This is a genomic window from Fictibacillus sp. 23RED33 (assembly GCF_015903925.1).
Lineage (GTDB): Bacteria > Bacillota > Bacilli > Bacillales > Fictibacillaceae > Fictibacillus > Fictibacillus phosphorivorans.
Genome location: NZ_JACZDX010000001.1, coordinates 499,936 through 516,443, shown reverse-complemented (window position 1 = coordinate 516,443; position 16,508 = coordinate 499,936). Strand labels below are relative to the sequence as shown.

The window sequence follows — 16,508 nt, the reverse complement described above, 5'->3', positions numbered from 1 at the left end:
AAATTAATGGAGGTTGTTTAACTTTAGATTGATTTTACCCAGGCATTCTTGTCATATCCTCTTTTTTCCCAATACCCAACGTGCTCCTTTTGTATTAACTCAATTCGATTCAGCCATTTTACGGATTTGTATGCATACATTTTAGGTACGATTAATCGGACTGGTCCTCCGTTGTTCTGTGAAATCAGTTTACCATCGATCAACACAGCCACCATGATGTCATCCATCATCGCCTGCTCAACCGTAAGCGTATCCGTGTAGACACCATCAGCCGAATAAAACTTCACATACTTTGCTTTCTCCTTCACACCTGCTTCTTGTAACAATTTCTTAAGAGGTATCCCCTCCCATGTAACGTCATATACACTCCACCCTGTCACACAATGAAAATCGCTGACTTGCACATCACGGTGTACGTTCACAAACTGATTCCAATTCCACTTTTGTTTTCTTTCTACAAGTCCATCAATCGCTAAGCTGAAATTATCATTATTGATCTCTGGAATCTCCGTCACGGTGTAATAGCGGAATACCCCTCTTCGTCCACCACCAACAGGAGGGGCAGACTTTGGACTTGGACTCGGCAGCGGATTTAAGTTGTTTCCATCTGGTAAAGCTTGTTCATCACTTCCTGCATTCTCAGGCAAAAATGGTTTGATCCATTTTAAGAATGAAGGCAGAAACGCTACTGCAATAATACTTCCGCTTAAAAGTTTTAAAAATGTCCGTCTTCTATAGATCGGATTCTCTTCACTAATAATCATCGGTTCTTCCTGAGGCAGATCGACAGTCTTGCCTGCAGTTAATCGTTTAAACCACTTGCTTCGCGTTATGCTGTGATACGTGGCGTAAGGAACCCCGAACCATGTTGCAGCATCATGAAAAAATAAAGATACAGAACTTACGACTGGTGGAAATTGGCGATGAAACGTAAGCTGCAGTCCGCTTATGATCAGTACTGTTACAATACTAAGTACAACATACAGGTTCACACGGTGTTCTTTCTTTTTACTTAAAGACTTTAAGTGTTTTCGCATTTTAGGTATATAAAAAAGGAGGGGCAAACAAAAAACGATGCCGATCCAGATATGGATATCTTTTATCCATACTCTGAATGTTGGAAGTGCTGAGCGGAATGAAGATGAAAATAAAACAAAGCCCGTTACACTTAAAACTAAAAAAAGGAGAGCGTTAACATGGTGCAGGCGGATTAATTTCTTACCAAAATTCATGTTCTGCTGAAATAAGCCTTTAATGTTCATTCTACCCTTCTCTCCTTCTTTAGCATGATTTATTAGATAGAATCTAAACTTATGAATGTCGTAAAAGAACCTATAGAAAGAATACGAAAAAAACGAACAAATCGATCATTATATATATATTAATTCACTAATTCATAGCCTTTTCCCTCTTGTTGAATACTTGTAATTCCATTATTTTTGTCACTCCGCAGTTGCCTATGCATATATTATTCTCGAGATTATATTAGGGGGAGGCTCTGATGATGAAGCAATCAAAAAACAGCTTATTCTCACAGCATCATCCGTCACATTTTGAAAAAAAGATTGATTCGAATAACTGTGATAGCTGTATATGTGAAATATTTAGGAGACTAAACGAAGAATGTACAGATGGATGTACGGCAAATAATCAGTTTTTCTACATTCTTCCTAAAGGTCAAAATCAACCAGTCGGCGAAACACCAATTCCTTTTCGATTTCTTAGGTTTGATCCAGAAAGTTGCTGTACATTCTTTGAAATCAGAATTGAACAAAATACTGTTACATTGCAAGTCGCAGTTGACTGTCACGAGATCAGTGGAATCGTACCGCTTCAATAAAGGGGAGGAGCACTTATGCTAAAAAACTGTGGCTGTTCAAACCATTCAAAATGCAGTGGATGTGCATGTTGTGTTTTAAAGGAACTAGCAGAGAAACTTTCCACGAATTGTGATGCCAGTATGAATCCATCTATATTTCTTTTAAATAAAGGAACACGGGACCCTATTCAACTTACAGGAGAATTGCAAGAAGGCTCCACTATATTTCAACTGTTGAAGTTTGATTCGAATTCCTGCTGCGCTTACTTTTCTTATATAGACGATTTAGGAATTACACGCACTTTTATTATTGATTGCAGAAATATTAGCGTCGTCGCCATCGGACCACCAGGAGTCAACGACAATAACAACTCTATTTCATTCTAGAAAAAAAAGGAACGACATAATCCTCGTTCCTTTCTTTATATCTTCTATTGTTTAGCAATACACACTCTATTTCTGCCTGTTCTCTTTGCTTCATATAGTGCTTTGTCTGCGTCTTTAATCACCAAGCTTCCAATCGTTGTTGTTTCAGGAAAGTTAGATAATCCAACTGAAACCGTAATGTTCACTTCTGTGCCACTGTTTAAGAGGAATGCATGCTCTTCCACGGTTGTCCTAATTCTTTCCGCAATTTTTTTTGCTTGATCCAGTGAACAATCTATGAGTAAAACAGTAAATTCTTCTCCGCCGTTCCTGCTGACAATGTCCGTTGGCCGTGCGCATGATCTAAGGATCAACCCTAAATCTTTTAAAACAACATCACCTTCTGAGTGCCCATAAGTATCATTAATTTTTTTAAAGAAATCGATATCAATATACAGTAATGACAGCTTTTTCTTCTTTTCAAGATCTGCCATACAACTGTTAAATACCTCATCAAATTTTCTTACATTGTTTAGCCCAGTCAATGGATCGATCGTAGACTCTGCTTTATACTTATCAAACATCATCTGACTCTTAAATAAAATATGTAGTACTTGAAACGCTACATAACCTGAGAGAAACGACACGAACCAATACCCAGGAATTAAGTAAAGTAGCAACTGCGGGTCTTTAATCAGATAGAAAAATAAGAGGGTAGTTAATAGATTTGCAAAAGTTAGCATCGACCATTTTTTTATCTGATGACTTAAGTTCGTTCTTGCAATTATGATAGCAAACAATGTAATAGCGATCATCAACAAACCTGAAGTATAAGATGAGATGTTTATCCCAATTAAAAAACGCCCCATAATAACCAAAGCCATACCTACTAATGCCGGCACTGCTCCACCAAAATAGGCTAGTAGAATAATGGGAATATGTCGAAGATCAATCAGCGTTGTACCGATCGGAATGCTGTATTGCATGAGGATATTACTGAACAGTCCCCCTGCAACTCCTGTTGTGAGCTTTTTCTTTATAGAAGAATTCATTCTAAGCGGTGGATCTCTCTTAATTTGGGTATACAGAAACAATAGTGCGACTAGGATTGCAAGATTAGCAAAAAGCTGTTTAACAATTATCATTTTTATCACCATCTAGTAAAATACCATATAATACATCCAAAAACTAACATAAATACCAACTCATTTGTTACATTTCTCTTTTTTTACCTTTAAGTAAACAAATCATTCGCACGATTTACATCATCCTTATATGATTAAGTAAAAATACTCATCAACTTAACTGGAGTGTTCATATTGACAAAGCTTTTATTAATCGGTGGTGGACATGCTCACCTTTCCATTCTCCGTAGTCTTTTGCATGAAGAAATTAGTGATTTAGAAGTTACACTTATTACATCGTCAAAATATCAATATTATTCAGGGATGTTTTCAGGATTTACAGAAGGTCTTTATGACAAAGATGAAATCCGTATTGATTTAGAGTCTTTATGCGGTCGAGCCTCAGTCTCGTTTATAGAGGACACCATCATCTCTTTTGATCCCATGCAGAAAGTGTTATTAGGGTTTTCAGGAGGAATCTATTATTTTGATGTGATTTCTTTTGATATTGGTTCTGGTATCTCATCGGACTTAACCCAAACTGTTGGCTTGAACATTAAACCAAACTACCGCTTTATAGAGCAGATTAAAGAATTTCGCTCAAGCGAAAACCCTGTTATTGTCGGAGGTGGTTCTGCTGGAGTAGAGCTTGCCCTATCGACATTCGCTTGGCGACAAAATCAAAGTTTGAAAAACCCGGTAACCTTGATCAGCTCCTCTCCACTTCTTCATTCTTATGGAAACAAAGCGACACAGAAAATTAGAGAAATTGCTAATGACCATAATCTCGTATACTACGAAAATGAAAAGATAGAGAAATTGAAGAACAACATCATCATTACTGATAAGGATACAGAGATAGCGTATTCAGCAATCCTGCCCGTAACCGGACCAAAAGCAAGCTCTCTATTTAAACAAGCATTGCTTTCGACTGACAAAAAAGGGTATTTACTCGTTGATGACACACTACAGAACGCTGATTATCCGTATGTGTTTGGAGCTGGTGATTGTGTCTCTTTGGCTGATTATCCTAATCTTCCGAAGAATGGTGTCTATGCGGTTAGACAAGGACCTGTTTTATGGAAAAATATTAAGCGTTTAATCACAGGCAGACCACTAGTACCGTTCAAACCACAAAAAAAGTTCGTCTCTATCCTTTCGACCGGTGAAAAGCACGGTTTATTTACTTATGGTAATTTTGTCACTTATGGAAAATGGGCATGGAGCTTAAAGAATAGAATTGATCAAAAATTCATGAACAAGCACCTTTAATTCAAGCCGCAATTTATTTATGAAATTCTTTTGATTAAGTCCTCAAAAAAACGAGCAGAACATTTTCTGCTCGTACCACTCTATCTAAACCAACTGATGTACTTTTTTGTTAGTTTTGGTAATGTTCCGCTAAACAACTTACTCCTCCAGTATAAATCAGCGGTTCGTTGAATAGCAGCGGCATGATTAGGGTATGGATAGATCATCTGTGAAAGGTCTCCAATTTTGCTCCCCTTTTTCATTGCAAAGATAACAGCCTGCATCCAATCACCACTACCATTTCCTATCGCATGCCCACCTAGGATCTTACCCTTCTGGTCGGTAATAATTTTTATCAATCCATCCGCTTCTTGATCTGAGATAAACCGATCAACATCTGTTAAAGGAACTTCATAAACCGAAAACTTAATTCCTAACTTTCGCGTTTCTTGTTCCGTCATGCCTATATGAAAAATCTCAGGTTGGGTATAAATATTCCAGGGAATGTGATCATAGCTCATTTTCTTTGGTACACCAAGAATTGCATTCTGAACGACAACTTTTCCTTCTTCCCCAGCTACATGTGTAAAAGCAAATTTGCCGTTAATGTCTCCGATTGCAAAGATATGAGGTACATTCGTCTGCAACTTTTCATTTGTTGGGATGAATCCTCGCTCATCTTGAAACACCCCCGCAACATTCAGATTCAAACGTTCACTATTTGGTTTTCTACCGACAGCCAAAAGAATCTGGTCATATTCCTCTGTATATTGCTCATTACCTTTTTGTATCGTGACTCTTTTTCTTCCGTTTGATGTTATTTCTACTTTTTTGACTTCTGAATTTAACTGAATCGTTAACTCCTTCTCCAATATGGAAAGCGCTGCTTTTTGGATACTTTCATCCTCAGTTGATAGGAGTTTTTTTCCTTTTTCAACTATAGTAACTTTGGAGCCTAATCGTGATAAAGCTTGTGATAGTTCCAGCCCTATGGGACCACCGCCAATCACAACAAGCTTCTCTGGCAATTCTCTTTGCTCAAATAAGTTTTCGTTCGTCCAAACCCCCGCTTCCTGCAAACCTTCGATCGGCGGTACGAGAGGTTGTGAACCGGCAGCAATTACAATCCTTTTCCCGTATATCTCTTGGTCATCAACTCTCACAGTGTTTGCTGAAGTGAATGTTCCCGTTCCCTTATACAGATCGACACCTAGTGACGTAAACCGTTCATCACTATCATGCTTTTGGATCACACGTATGGATTGCTGTACGCGCTCATTTACCTTTCCTAAGTTAACAGATCCAGAAACATCAAGACCAAGTTCCTTCGCTTTGGTTCTAGCAGTAAAAATATCCTTTGAAGCTTGTATAAGAGCTTTTGAAGGTACGCAGCCAACGTGAAGACAGTCACCACCAAGATTCCGTTCTTTTTCTATTAGTGCTACTTTCGCGCCAAGAGAACTAGCTCCAGAAGCTACTGTAAGCCCTCCAGCACCTCCGCCGATAATGACAACATCATACTTCTTCACATCTCTCTCTCCTTGTGTTGCAAGATTTTCTTAGCTTCAAGCAATCTTTGCAATGCTGTATAAAGTTCAATCACAAAAAATAATAATGTTATGAGCGTCAAATAATTTGAGAATAAGATCATTAGACTGAACAAGATAAAGCCTTCTGTCCGTTCAGCTAAACCTGCTTGATAGTAGAATGACTTCATGCCTTGCTTCTCACTCACTGCCCCTACTGTAAGAAAGATTGTCATCGAAACGATAATCGACACGGATAAGAGCAAAAGTGCTAGCTGTGAATCAGGGAACGCAAGCGCTAACCCAATGATCACACTAATCTCTACAATTCGATCAAACGTAATATCTAATACAGTTCCCCAAGGAGATGGTTTTGTAAGTCGTGCCATCGAACCATCAACTGCATCGAGAAACCCTGAAAACCATAGGACACATACAGCTAGGATCGGTCTATCAAAATAGATCCAAACACCTGATGAAGTCCCAATGATAAAAGCGATCCAAGTAACTTGATTCGCACTAAGTCCCGCTTTCAATAATAGCTTTGCCGTACTCAGAATAGTCGGCTGCACATACTTTCTTGCATGAGTATCTAGCATATACTTCTCCTCACTTCTGATCTTCCACCGATAGGTATTGTTTGATCTGTTTTTTATATAGTACGGGAAGAACTGTAATGATTATAAATAAAATTATTGCAATATAAAGGATGGTTGAAGTATCAGCTGCCGTGCTCGCACCTAGAAACGTATAAGCAAAAGTTCCTGGAACAATGCCTATTAATGTCCCGAAAAAGAATTGGATGCTTTTTACTTTAGACATCCCCGCTGCATAACTAATCAGATCAAAATGAAAAATCGGAATAAGCCGAAGTAGGATGATGACTAAAAATCCATTCTTTTCTAGCACGTTCTGTAATTTGTGCAATTTCCTTCCCCATCTAGATTCAATTCGACGAGCCCCTATCTTTCTTGCAGCAAAAAAGGCAAGAAGAGCGCCAATCGTAGCTCCAGTAAGAGTAAGAATGAATCCCCACACCGGCCCAAATGCTAAACCTCCTGTCAAAGAAAGAACAGAAGCAGGAAACAAAACGAAAGGTCTAACGGAATACAATAAAACATATACGAAAGGTGCCACAGCTCCCATTGTTAAGATCCATCTACGAACTGATCGAGGAGTAACGTCTAGAACCGTTTGATTCAAAACAATAAGTGAAACAACCAAAATAACAAAAAATATAATAGAGAAAGTCGTCTTCTTCATCTCTTATTTCTCCAATCTTAACACCACTTATCCTTCGTAAACCTTTACCTGTTCACCAACATTCACCTTTTCTTCAGTTGTTAGTGTAATAACAGCCTCTGAATGTTCGATAGATAAAACACTATGAAACTTTCCGTCTTGATAATAGGTTTCTATCACTTCAGCACTTCTTCCATTTTGATCATCATTTCGTCCCATCTTAAGACAGCTTACGGGGATGAAGCGCTCTTTTGTCCATATGCCCCCCTGAAGAAACGAAGCTACAAATGCATTAACTGGAGATTCATATAAAAAATGTGGACGATCGAGTTGTTGGAGCCTACCTTCATTTAACACGGCTACACGATCTCCAAAAGCCATCGCTTCCTCCAAATCATGCGTGACGAACAAAACGGTTATGTTTTCCGATTTTAATAGATGTTTGATCCATCTCCTCGTCTCTTTTCGAAGTTCCATATCAAGACTGGAGAAAGGTTCGTCCAATAAAAGAACTTTAGGATGTACGATCAGAGACCGTGCCAAAGCTGCCCGTTGTTTCTGACCACCAGAAATCTCGTGAGGAAAACGAGATTCTAAACCTTCTAAGCCCACTCTTTTCATCATTTCTTTACTTTTATCATATCTCTTATTTTTACTGACTTTTGCCATCTTTAGTCCAAAAGCTACATTTTCTAAGATGTTCATATGCGGAAATAGAAGTGATTCTTGGAACATATAGACTACCGGCCTTTTTTGTGGAGGTACGTTTGTTAAATATTCACCATCAATCTTGATCTCTCCAGTGTCTGTCTTCTCTAATCCAGCAATCAGTCGAAGTAAAGTAGATTTCCCAGTACCCGAAGGACCGACTACGGAAATAATCTCTCCCCTTTTTACACTCAATTGGTTCAAATTCAGTACTTCTTTATCTTTGTAAACTTTTCTGATGTCACTTAATTCAATAAAATGAGATTCCATTCTTCACCTCGGTTGTTTTGGAATAAGTAGTCTTAAAGCACCTTCGATTAACAGCCACACAGCTATAGGTATCATGGCAAATAATATCGAAAAACTTGCGATTACTGCATCATTTGTTGTTTGAAAATAAGGAAAGAATAAGATTGCCATCGTGTTAACTTCTCCACCGCCGATAAGTGCGGTTAAAAAATACTGTCCGAGTGAAATCACAGTAACAAGAAAAACAACACTTCGGATACTCGGAATGAGCTGTGGCAAATAAACATTTCGGAATATCCCCCATGCACCAGCACCAAGAGAAACCGCAATTTCTTCCTGTCTTTTGCCGATTCGCTCAAATCCTGCGCGCAACACTTTTATCGTGTAAGGAAGAGTTGGTAATAGGTGGACAATGACTACTCCTGTCCAATGATTAGCAATTCCAAGCTTAATAAAAGTTAGATGTACACCAAGCGCAATTACAATAGAAGGTATTAAGATAGGTGACAATAATAACGTCTCTACTACACTTTTACCTTGGAAGATATGAAACGCCAGACCTTTCGCAGCTGGAAGTCCAATCAATAGATTCAGCAATAATACTAGCAAGCTGATGCCTAACGAAGTATAGATCGCCTCTGTAAATTTTGAACCATGCCATAGCATTTCGTACCAGCCTCGGGTCGTAAATGAGCTTGGAAAAAGCTCGCCATATGCCCACTCTTGGACAAAACTAGTCAAAACTAGTATGAATATAGGCAGAAACGTCATTCCTAACATAGTAAAAAACAGGACTCTCGAATACTTACTATTTTCTGCTTTTAAATTGTGAAATGATCCAGAGCTTTGAGATAAGTGGATCCTTCCTTTCCTAGTGAACACGTATGTTAGAAAGACAATAAGAACGATAAATATTGTCAAAAGAAACATTGCCGCAAAAGCGTACGGCTGTTTTGTCCAATCTGATCCAAAGAACCAGTCATAGCTGATGACAGGAATCATCTTAGGGTAGGTTGCTCCTAGGAGTGCAGGAACTTCATAAGCGGAAACAACAAAAGCAAAGATGATAAAAAACGTCTCTAACAGGACAGGAAAAACGTACGGCCGCTCAACATGCCAGAAGACATCCCATCTTCGCCCTCCAAGTGTATACACTAGCTCTTTTTGAGCGTTCGATAGTTGTTCATATACGGGAAGAAGCATCAGAATGACAAAAGGTACCTCTTTCCACACGTAAGTGATAATGATACCTATTCCAAAAGAATCTTTAAACAGAACAGGAAACTCATTGGGCAGGTCAATTAGCCCCATTCCACTTAATAACGAAGAAATATACCCCGTTTGGGAAAAGAGAAGAAACAGCATATATCCCCAAATGAAATGTGGAAAGACCATTGGCATCCAGGCGATTAACTTCGGAAACTTATCTTTTAGAATCGGATATAGTGCTCTGACAATGATCAGCCCGATTAGAATGGAAAGAATCGTTGATATAAAAGCAATTCGAAGACTGTATAGGATAGATGTGATAAAGATTTCATCACTAAACAGCTCTCGATAAACGCTTAAGGTTGGTTGATTGTAGTACTTAATACTCTCTAGAAACGCCATTACTATTCCATAGCCGAGGAGAAGAATGGTTATTAGAACAGCTGGAGACAAAAGTACATAAGGATTACTTGTTCTGAACCACTTCATTAACCCAATTCTCCTTCAGCCAAGCAACGTACTCTGAATCTATTTCTGGCTGCAAATATTTTTTTAAAGTTTCAGCGGGTAAAACCGATTCTCCACGTTTGATGGTTTGAAGTTTTTTTTGATCTGCCGATGAAAGTCGCGCTGGATCAAGTGACATATTTTCACCCCAAAATTCCGAGTCTAACTTTGTTAACTGAGCCTCAGGAGATAGCATAAAATTAATAGCCGTCATCGCACCTTCTTTGTTGGGACTATTAAAAGGAATCGCTAAAAAGTGAGCATTTCCTAAAGAACCTGATTTCATAACAAACGATCTCGTTGTTGCGGGGAATACACTTTGTTTCATTAATTTCTCTGCTCGCGCCTCGTTATAACCCATCGTCATATATACTTCGCCTTTGCTGTACAAACGATCAAGTTCTGTTAGATTATTCGGATATGTCTTCCCTTCTCTCCATAAATAAGGTTTGATCTCGTTCAAATAATCCCACATCTTCACACTATTTTTCTGGGCAAAATCCTCATCATATCCATTGTCCAAAATGTTTTTTACGTTTCCACTAGATTCATAAAATAATTGACGAACAAAAGCATTACCTGTAAAGTCTGCAGGATCAGGGTATGTAAATTTCCCTGGATTTTCTTTTACCCATTGAGCTAATTCTTCAAATGATTGAGGTGGATTTGGCACCTTTTCTTCATCATATTGATAAACGAACTGCACTTTTCCCCAAGGTGCTTCTAAGCCCTCTGTTTTTGTTCCAAAATCATATTGAATATCTAATGACTTAGCATCCACATATTTTTTGTAGTTAGGCATCTTATCAACAAAGGGACCAAATAACAGCCCATTGTCTTTTGCATTTTTGAAATTCTCGCCATTGATCCAGATGATATCCATGTTTCCTTCATCTTTCTTTGCTCTTATTTCATTTGATAGCTTTTTTAAGAATTCTGGTGCATCCATCGGTATTCGTTTCAATGTAATGTTATATTCTTTCTTTAACCGTGGAGCGACCCAATCATCCATATAACGATTGATCCCTGTGTCTCCACCCCACATGTACATTCTTACTGTCTTGTTCTTAGTGGTCTCTTCAATTTCTCGCCAATCTTTTTTCAAGATGGCTTTAGATTCTTTTGCTGCATCCGTTGATGGGGAACATGCTGACACGAATAAAAACAGCATTATCCAAACCAACAATCTCATTTTTTTCATCGTTTACTCACCCTCCACTAAGCTAACGTTTCTTCTCTTCGTTTGGTTCATTCTTTTTATTGGTAATTTATTGTTTCCCTTTTTTTGTCCAACTCACGTACAAATATTGAAGAAATTTTGTATATTTTTTTATGTATGTATTGAAAGCTATGAATCTCAAGAAAAACGAGAAAAAAAAAGGCTATTTTCAAGTCTTTTTTATTTTCTTCTTTGACATTGATTGTAGTGGAAGGTGCGTGCCTACCACATGAGATACTCCTTGCAAGGCATGCGACGAGGAAGCTTACTACGAAGCATCACTTGTAGACGCAGGAGCAAGGAACTTCTTAAGGCGGGCAGTCAGAAAAGTGGAAGTGGCTCGTCCAGCCCCGACAAGCAAAAGGTGAATGGGCTAGGAAGGCGCATTTTGCCTTATTGACCGTTCACCTTTTGACCTCGAGGGGCTAGCCACTGCAACTAGCCAGGTGAGACACTTAAAAGTGAAACATACGAATGTGGCTCACTGCCTGCCCCGCGGAAAGCGAGCATCTGCAACGGAAATCAAAAACTGTCAAAAGCAACAATGAATACGAAAACAGCCTTTAGAAAAGAGCGTAAAAAAAGAGGCCTTTGACAAAGGACCTCTTTTTCAAAACCTATTAAGCTTTTACCGCATGAGCACCTTGAGTAGCCATAAACTCTTCAATTTCCTCTACTTCACGGAAAATATCTTTGGATAAGTTCTCGAATCCATCCTCCGTTACTAAGATGTCATCCTCAATTCGAATACCGATCGCTTCTTCCTCGATATAAAGCCCAGGCTCAATTGTAATCACCATTCCAGGCTCTAAAATGCGGTCTTTGTAAGAACCCACATCATGTGTATCAAGTCCAAGGAAATGGCTCACACCATGATAATAATACTTAGAGATCTCATCATCATTTTCGATCAATCCGATACGTTTGCACTCTTCTGCTAACACTTTTTTCGTATGAATATTGAGTTCGGCAAAGGCAAGACCTGGCTTAATGATAGCCGTCGTTTCCTTTAGCGCTTTAAGTACGATATTGTAGAGAACCTTTTGACGATTTGTAAACTTACCATCTACTGGAAACGTATAGCTGATATCCGCATTATAATAATCCTTTTGTGCTCCTAGATCGAGAAGAACGAGCTCACTGGGATTCGTTTGCGCGCTGTTATGCTCATAATGAAGGATCGTAGCATTTTTTCCGCTTGCCGTAATCGTCTTAAACGCGAAATCACGCACACCGTTTGATTTTAAAGTAAAGTCAAAATGTGCTTCGAGCTGATTTTCTTTCATTCCAGCTTTCGCGTGTTTCAGCACATTATAGATGCCTTCTTTCGTAATGGAGATCGCTTCTTTAATCTTTTGAATCTCTTCTGTTGTTTTGAACACACGCAATTCAGCAACTTCAGGATATACGTTGTGAATCGTCACATGTGGATAATGCTCTCGAATATGTTTTGCGAATTGTGATGTTTCAGATGGGGCACCCGTCCATCCACGGCGTTCTAGATCTAAACAAACGTGCTGAGCTTGATTTGTAAAGAATTGACTGGCAACAAACGACTCAAAGCTATCCACATATTTAATATCTTTTATGCCAGATTGATGTTCTGCTTCCTCTTTAGACACGGTTTTCCCGACCCACTTTTCCATGACTGGATCAGCTTTTACGATAAAAAGTGTTTCTTCAAATTTTCCACCGCTCTTTTTTAGCACGAGGATCACGTTTTGTTCCGAAATCCCAGTTAGATAGTAAAAATTTCGGTTTGGTGTGAACGGATATTGTTCATCTGCTGATTTTTGCGGAGCTTTTCCTGCAAAAAGAATGGTTAATGATTCATTCGGCACCAATTCTTTTAATCTACTACGATTACGTTCAAAAAAATAAGACTCCATGTGGATCCTCCTTAAAATAATTAAAATCGACTGATTAGTTTATTTATATATATATCTATAGTATAAAGATTTTTCCATAGCATTAACAGCTTTTTTCAGAATTTTATAAATGCGTTACCTATACTTTCTGATAGGTATCTAACAAATGTTCTTCAATAAAAGAATTGATCTGTTTGTGTTTAACATACTCCTTAATATGATTTTGTACTCTCGGATACAAAATGATATGTTCCAAATCCTCTAGAGGAATCCATTTTACGCCAGTTTGGTACGGATCTGGCTTATCCGGTAATCTAGGTTCGGAGTCTCCAACCCTGTTGCATTCAAACATCATTCCTAGTGAATGTATCGTTCCGTATCTATTTTTTGTCAGATGCGGCGCATACTCATAAGTGAACGCGAGTGGACCTACATCTACATCAATGGATGCCTCTTCTCTCGCCTCACGTTTTGCTGCTTCTTTTACAGATTCATTTGCTTCAACACCACCTGACGGTAAATTATAATGAAGTCCATTCTCATCATGAAACTCAATTAAAAGAATCGCATCATTTTCAATAATTAAAGCACCTGCTCTAACACGAATAGGATAGCTCATTTACACAACCTCCCTATTATTTATCACCATTTCAACCACAGGTCTTGAAACATCATCAAAATACATATCATCTTGTAGGTCGATCCAGCGTACATCAAGGATGTCTTCATCGTCCTCGATTGTAAGCGTTCCTGAGATTAGTTCACAAAGAAATGCTTGTTTTTCTTTTCTTTGAATCAGTGGTTTTATTATTTTTACGGTATAGCCCGTTTCTTCCAACACTTCTCGTATACATGCTTGTTCAAAAGTCTCGCCAGGTTCAACTCCCCCACCCGGATAGTTCCATACAATGTCCCCACGTTTTACTTTTTGCTTTACTAATAGAACCTTTCCATCAGAAATAACAACACCTTGCGCTAACATCTTTACTCCCCTTAGTGAAAGATAAAAGCTAACCAAAACAAAGTTGGTTAGCTTTATAGGTTACGCTTCCTGCTCAAACAACTGCACAAGTTCAATAATGACGTTAGTTGCTTTGATCATATTATCGACCGAGATAAATTCGTGACGGCCGTGGTAGTTTTCTCCGCCAGTAAAGATATTTGGAGTCGGCAGACCCATGAATGACAGCTGTGATCCGTCAGTACCACCTCGAATGGGTTTGATGTTTGGTTCTATGTTTAGCTTTTTCATCGCTTGAGAAGCTAGATCAACAATCTCTTTTACAGGTTCAATCTTTTCTTTCATATTATAATACGTGTCGTTCATATCTAATTGAATCTTATCTTGTCCATACTTTTCACGCAGTTCGTCCACGACCTCTTGCATTCTATCTTTTCTCTTTTGAAAAAGTTCCTTGTCATGGTCGCGGATGATATATGAAATATCCGTTTGTTCTACGTCACCTTTTAGACCCGTTAAATGATAGAACCCTTCATAGCCTTCCGTATGCTCGGGCGCCTCTTCAACAGGAAGCTTACCATTCAGTTCCATCGCAATTTTCGCCGCATTAACCATCTTATTCTTTGCAGATCCCGGATGAATGTTCTTTCCTAAAATACGAATTCTAACACTAGCCGCGTTAAAGCTCTCATACTCTAATTCACCTAAAGGGCCGCCATCCATCGTATAGGCATACTTTGCTCCAAACGCTGCCACATCAAATTTATGAGGACCGCGTCCGATCTCTTCATCCGGAGTGAAAGCCACTCTGATCTTTCCATGCTTAATCTCTGGATGTTCGATCAAATACTTCATCGCAGTCATGATTTCAGCGATGCCCGCTTTATTATCTGCACCGAGCAATGTTGTGCCGTCTGTTGTGATCAATGTATGTCCTTTATAATCTATTAAACTAGGAAAGTCATTTGGAGACAATTCGATATGTAAGTCTTCGTTTAAGATAATCGTTTCTCCGTCATAGTCTTCAACGATCTGCGGTTTAACGTTCGTTCCGGTAAAATCAGTAGCTGTATCTACGTGTGCAAGAAACCCGATGACCGGGATTTCCTTATGTGAATTGGATGGTAATGTCGCCATAACATATCCGTTTTTGTCGACTGTTACTTCTTCCATACCAATTTCTTTTAGTTCCTCAACAAGCATGTTTGCCAGAGTCCACTGACCTTCTGTAGATGGAGTCGTATCACTTCTTCCATCAGATTGTGTATCTACTTTTACGTATGTAATAAACCGATCCATTATTTCTTGTTTCAATTTTCAATCAACTCCTAGTGTTTTGCTTTATGATAGCATGTTTTACAAAACATTACATATTGCTGAATTACAAAAAAATGTACGTTTTTACTCCTCTTGACGTCTAATCAACTTGTCCTTTTTCTGCATATGATGTATTACCAGCACCAAACAAAGGTGTTGTGAAAATAATGGGGTGATTTAAATGGGTTGTTGGAAAAAAGACAAATGTGAGTCTTCTTCACACTATATCTATCTAAAATGTAAGCGTTGCAAGAAAAAGAAGAAGAAAAGCTGCGGCTGTCATAAAAAACATTAATTAAAAAAGGAGTCCTATCGGGCTCCTTTTCAAATATCATTCTATTTTGGTCCAAGACCAAAAGCAATTCCTAATGCAATGCCTATACCAATACCTAATCCAACGTTTTTAAGTGCAATGCCGATTGCTACACCAATTGCAATTCCGATTGCCATTCCGCTTTTATTAGGTTTAGTACCTTTCTTCATAATCGGCTCACCTCCTTTACGAATAAGGAACCTGAGAGCACGAACAAATTCTTGACGATCGTTACTCCGTACAGATACCTATTCTTGAGGATACGTTTTTAACAAAAACTCAACAGAATTGTTGATTAGTTTTTTTAACACATCCACATCAACATCAGCTAGTTTATTAATGTATACACAAGCGGCACCCGTTGTATGCTTACCGAAGTGCTGAAGCAGCTCAGCTCGACCTGGGTCCCCTGGGGCAAAATACAGACTAGTCTTTGCTTTTCTTGGCGAGAAGCCAACAAGAGGCGCGTCCCCTTCATGCCCTGTCTTGTATTTGTAATGATAGGAGCCGAATCCAATAATACTCGGTCCCCACATCTTCGCTTCAAATCCAGTTGTTTGTGTAAATATATCAAGCAGCTTGTATGCGTCTTCTCTCTTTTTTGGTTGATCTACACTCTCAATAAACTCCACGACACTCTGATCGGTTTCTTTTGTCTTTTGCTCGTACATAAATTGCTCCTTTTTAATGTGAATTTTGGAGATAAACCTTCTATGTCTAAACCTTCTACATCTTCGGCTAATCCCCTTTCTTTCTAACACTTTCAATTTCCTGATTGTAAAGTTTTAAAACTGATTGTATACTACTAATTGAGAATGATAATCAATAT

The 16,508-nt window shown here is 38.6% G+C and carries 16 protein-coding genes; 2 read left to right on the top strand and 14 right to left on the bottom strand.

The features are described 5' to 3' along the window. Positions 1 to 23 precede the first annotated feature (23 nt). Positions 24 to 1,262 (bottom strand): molybdopterin-dependent oxidoreductase, encoded by a 1,239-nt coding sequence (locus IHV09_RS02675; protein WP_231618109.1) that lies wholly within the window; start codon positions 1,260 to 1,262, stop codon positions 24 to 26. Positions 1,263 to 1,501: 239 nt separating this feature from the next. On the opposite strand from IHV09_RS02675, the gene IHV09_RS02670 reads away from it, so the two are divergent. Beyond that, entirely contained in the window at positions 1,502 to 1,840 is a 339-nt protein-coding gene (locus tag IHV09_RS02670) for a hypothetical protein (protein WP_197190577.1), read from the top strand. A 410-nt stretch (positions 1,841 to 2,250) separates the two neighbouring features. Here the strand turns inward: IHV09_RS02670 and IHV09_RS02665 are convergent, their stop codons facing one another. Next, positions 2,251 to 3,330: a diguanylate cyclase gene (locus IHV09_RS02665; protein WP_197263552.1), complete on the bottom strand. Its 1,080-nt coding sequence runs from the start codon at positions 3,328 to 3,330 to the stop codon at positions 2,251 to 2,253. Positions 3,331 to 3,504: 174 nt separating this feature from the next. On the opposite strand from IHV09_RS02665, the gene IHV09_RS02660 reads away from it, so the two are divergent. After that, positions 3,505 to 4,581, top strand: a complete 1,077-nt coding sequence (locus IHV09_RS02660; protein WP_197263551.1) for an FAD-dependent oxidoreductase — start codon at positions 3,505 to 3,507, stop codon at positions 4,579 to 4,581. 80 nt (positions 4,582 to 4,661) lie between these two features. On the opposite strand, the gene IHV09_RS22760 is transcribed toward IHV09_RS02660, so the two are convergent. The 12 genes from IHV09_RS22760 to IHV09_RS02600 all read right to left on the bottom strand — a co-directional run bounded on the left by IHV09_RS22760 (position 4,662) and on the right by IHV09_RS02600 (position 16,350). Beyond that, positions 4,662 to 6,089: a dihydrolipoyl dehydrogenase family protein gene (locus tag IHV09_RS22760; protein WP_197263550.1), complete on the bottom strand. Its 1,428-nt coding sequence runs from the start codon at positions 6,087 to 6,089 to the stop codon at positions 4,662 to 4,664. Continuing rightward, a complete protein-coding gene (locus IHV09_RS02650; protein WP_197190581.1) occupies positions 6,086 to 6,685 on the bottom strand; it encodes a CDP-alcohol phosphatidyltransferase family protein in 600 nt (199 codons plus the stop codon). The genes IHV09_RS22760 and IHV09_RS02650 overlap by 4 nt, the downstream gene beginning before the upstream one ends. 10 nt (positions 6,686 to 6,695) lie before the next feature. Beyond that, the gene (locus tag IHV09_RS02645) at positions 6,696 to 7,349 is read right to left on the bottom strand and encodes a TVP38/TMEM64 family protein (protein ID WP_197190582.1); all 654 of its coding nucleotides are present in this window, start codon (positions 7,347 to 7,349) and stop codon (positions 6,696 to 6,698) included. Between the two features lie 27 nt (positions 7,350 to 7,376). After that, positions 7,377 to 8,306, bottom strand: coding sequence for an ABC transporter ATP-binding protein (locus IHV09_RS02640; protein ID WP_197190583.1), 930 nt, complete (start codon positions 8,304 to 8,306; stop codon positions 7,377 to 7,379). Between the two features lie 3 nt (positions 8,307 to 8,309). After that, positions 8,310 to 9,983, bottom strand: coding sequence for an ABC transporter permease subunit (locus tag IHV09_RS02635; protein WP_197263549.1), 1,674 nt, complete (start codon positions 9,981 to 9,983; stop codon positions 8,310 to 8,312). Then, complete coding sequence (locus IHV09_RS02630; protein WP_197263548.1) at positions 9,961 to 11,202, bottom strand: ABC transporter substrate-binding protein; 1,242 nt, start codon at positions 11,200 to 11,202, stop codon at positions 9,961 to 9,963. Before IHV09_RS02630 ends, IHV09_RS02635 begins: the two co-directional genes overlap by 23 nt. A 638-nt stretch (positions 11,203 to 11,840) precedes the next feature. Then, the gene (locus tag IHV09_RS02625; protein ID WP_197263547.1) at positions 11,841 to 13,109 is read right to left on the bottom strand and encodes an aminopeptidase P family protein; all 1,269 of its coding nucleotides are present in this window, start codon (positions 13,107 to 13,109) and stop codon (positions 11,841 to 11,843) included. Between the two features lie 118 nt (positions 13,110 to 13,227). After that, positions 13,228 to 13,707 carry an NUDIX domain-containing protein gene (locus IHV09_RS02620; RefSeq protein WP_197263546.1) on the bottom strand — a complete coding sequence of 160 codons (480 nt, stop codon included), beginning with the start codon at positions 13,705 to 13,707 and terminating at the stop codon, positions 13,228 to 13,230. Then, a complete protein-coding gene (locus IHV09_RS02615; RefSeq protein WP_197263545.1) occupies positions 13,708 to 14,070 on the bottom strand; it encodes an NUDIX hydrolase in 363 nt (120 codons plus the stop codon). A 60-nt stretch (positions 14,071 to 14,130) separates the two neighbouring features. Next, positions 14,131 to 15,363: a peptidase T gene (pepT, locus tag IHV09_RS02610; protein ID WP_197263544.1), complete on the bottom strand. Its 1,233-nt coding sequence runs from the start codon at positions 15,361 to 15,363 to the stop codon at positions 14,131 to 14,133. Positions 15,364 to 15,702: 339 nt separating this feature from the next. Then, positions 15,703 to 15,849, bottom strand: a complete 147-nt coding sequence (locus IHV09_RS02605) for a hypothetical protein (protein WP_197127195.1) — start codon at positions 15,847 to 15,849, stop codon at positions 15,703 to 15,705. Between the two features lie 78 nt (positions 15,850 to 15,927). Further along, positions 15,928 to 16,350, bottom strand: coding sequence for a DUF1801 domain-containing protein (locus IHV09_RS02600; RefSeq protein WP_197263543.1), 423 nt, complete (start codon positions 16,348 to 16,350; stop codon positions 15,928 to 15,930). Between the last annotated feature and the right edge of the window lie 158 nt (positions 16,351 to 16,508).

Excerpts from the sequence above, each read along its gene's own strand:
- IHV09_RS02675 (WP_231618109.1), bottom strand. The coding sequence starts at position 1,262 with ATGAACATTAAAGGCTTATTTCAGCAGAACATGAATTTTGGTAAGAAA.
- IHV09_RS02670 (WP_197190577.1), top strand. The coding sequence starts at position 1,502 with ATGATGAAGCAATCAAAAAACAGCTTATTCTCACAGCATCATCCGTCA.
- IHV09_RS02665 (WP_197263552.1), bottom strand. The coding sequence starts at position 3,330 with ATGATAATTGTTAAACAGCTTTTTGCTAATCTTGCAATCCTAGTCGCA.
- IHV09_RS02650 (WP_197190581.1), bottom strand. The coding sequence starts at position 6,685 with ATGCTAGATACTCATGCAAGAAAGTATGTGCAGCCGACTATTCTGAGT.
- IHV09_RS02645 (WP_197190582.1), bottom strand. The coding sequence starts at position 7,349 with ATGAAGAAGACGACTTTCTCTATTATATTTTTTGTTATTTTGGTTGTT.
- IHV09_RS02640 (WP_197190583.1), bottom strand. The coding sequence starts at position 8,306 with ATGGAATCTCATTTTATTGAATTAAGTGACATCAGAAAAGTTTACAAA.
- IHV09_RS02635 (WP_197263549.1), bottom strand. The coding sequence starts at position 9,983 with ATGAAGTGGTTCAGAACAAGTAATCCTTATGTACTTTTGTCTCCAGCT.
- IHV09_RS02630 (WP_197263548.1), bottom strand. The coding sequence starts at position 11,202 with ATGAAAAAAATGAGATTGTTGGTTTGGATAATGCTGTTTTTATTCGTG.
- IHV09_RS02625 (WP_197263547.1), bottom strand. The coding sequence starts at position 13,109 with ATGGAGTCTTATTTTTTTGAACGTAATCGTAGTAGATTAAAAGAATTG.
- IHV09_RS02620 (WP_197263546.1), bottom strand. The coding sequence starts at position 13,707 with ATGAGCTATCCTATTCGTGTTAGAGCAGGTGCTTTAATTATTGAAAAT.
- IHV09_RS02615 (WP_197263545.1), bottom strand. The coding sequence starts at position 14,070 with ATGTTAGCGCAAGGTGTTGTTATTTCTGATGGAAAGGTTCTATTAGTA.
- IHV09_RS02605 (WP_197127195.1), bottom strand. The coding sequence starts at position 15,849 with ATGAAGAAAGGTACTAAACCTAATAAAAGCGGAATGGCAATCGGAATT.
- IHV09_RS02600 (WP_197263543.1), bottom strand. The coding sequence starts at position 16,350 with ATGTACGAGCAAAAGACAAAAGAAACCGATCAGAGTGTCGTGGAGTTT.